Source organism: Caballeronia arvi (genome assembly GCF_001544695.2).
In the GTDB taxonomy this organism is placed as follows: domain Bacteria; phylum Pseudomonadota; class Gammaproteobacteria; order Burkholderiales; family Burkholderiaceae; genus Caballeronia; species Caballeronia arvi.
The window spans coordinates 1-1,185 of record NZ_FCOM02000252.1 but is presented as its reverse complement, the minus strand read 5'-3'; the positions used below and the strand labels follow the sequence as shown (position 1 = coordinate 1,185).

The 1,185-nt window shown below is 65.3% G+C and carries 1 protein-coding gene; it reads right to left on the bottom strand.

Features of this window, described 5'->3' with window-relative positions; translation table 11 throughout:
* Position 1 precedes the first annotated feature (1 nt).
* Complete coding sequence (locus tag AWB74_RS44715; protein ID WP_061152824.1) at positions 2-1,183, bottom strand: acetyl-CoA C-acetyltransferase; 1,182 nt, start codon at positions 1,181-1,183, stop codon at positions 2-4.
* Positions 1,184-1,185 lie beyond the last annotated feature (2 nt).

The window sequence follows — 1,185 nt, the reverse complement described above, 5'->3', positions numbered from 1 at the left end:
GTTACGGACGCTCGAGCGCCAGCGCGACGCCCATGCCGCCGCCGATGCACAGCGACGCCAGGCCCTTCTTCGCGTCGCGCTTCTGCATTTCGTGCAGCAGCGTGACGAGAATGCGGCAGCCCGATGCGCCGATCGGATGTCCGATAGCGATTGCGCCGCCGTTCACGTTGATCTTCGACTGATCCCAGCCCATCTGCTTGTGCACGGCCAGCGCCTGCGCCGCGAACGCCTCGTTGATTTCCATCAGGTCCAGATCGTTCACGCTCCAGCCCGCGCGCTCCAGACAGCGCTTCGAGGCCGGCACCGGACCCATGCCCATGATCTTCGGCGACACGCCCGCGTTCGCATACGCCTTGATGCGCGCGAGCGGCGTCAGGCCGAGCGCTTCCGCCTTCTTCGCCGACATCACGAGCACTGCCGCCGCACCGTCGTTGAGGCCCGATGCATTCGCCGCCGTCACCGTGCCTTCCTTCGAGAACGCAGGCTTCAGACCCGCGAGCGCTTCGGCGGTCACGCCGTGACGCACGAATTCGTCGGTGGCAAACTGGATCGGATCGCCCTTGCGTTGCGGAATCGCGACCGGCACGATTTCGTCGTTGAAGCGGCCCGCCTTCTGCGCGGCCTCGGCCTTGTTCTGCGACAGCGCCGCGAACTTGTCCTGATCTTCACGCGTGATGCCGAATTCCTTCGCGACGTTTTCCGCCGTCGTGCCCATGTGGTAATTGTTATAGACGTCCCACAGGCCGTCGACGATCATCGTGTCGATGAGCTTCGCATCGCCCATGCGGAAGCCGTCGCGCGAGCCCGGCAGCACGTGCGGCGCCGCGCTCATGTTTTCCTGACCACCGGCGATGACGATGTCCGCATCGCCCGCGATGATCGCGTTCGCGGCCAGCATCACCGCCTTCAGGCCCGAGCCGCAGACCTTGTTGATCGTCATGCCGGGCACCATGTCGGGCAAACCGGCCTTGATGAGCGACTGGCGCGCCGGATTCTGGCCGGAACCCGCCGCCAGCACCTGACCCAGGATCACTTCGCTGATCTGATCCGGCTTCACGCCTGCGCGCTCCAGCACGGCCTTGATTACCGTCGCGCCCAGTTCCGGCGCCGCGATCTTCGCGAGCGAACCGCCGAATTTGCCTACCGCCGTACGCGCGGCCGATACGATCACTACGTCAGTCATTT

Excerpts from the sequence above, each read along its gene's own strand:
- AWB74_RS44715 (WP_061152824.1), bottom strand. The coding sequence starts at position 1,183 with ATGACTGACGTAGTGATCGTATCGGCCGCGCGTACGGCGGTAGGCAAA.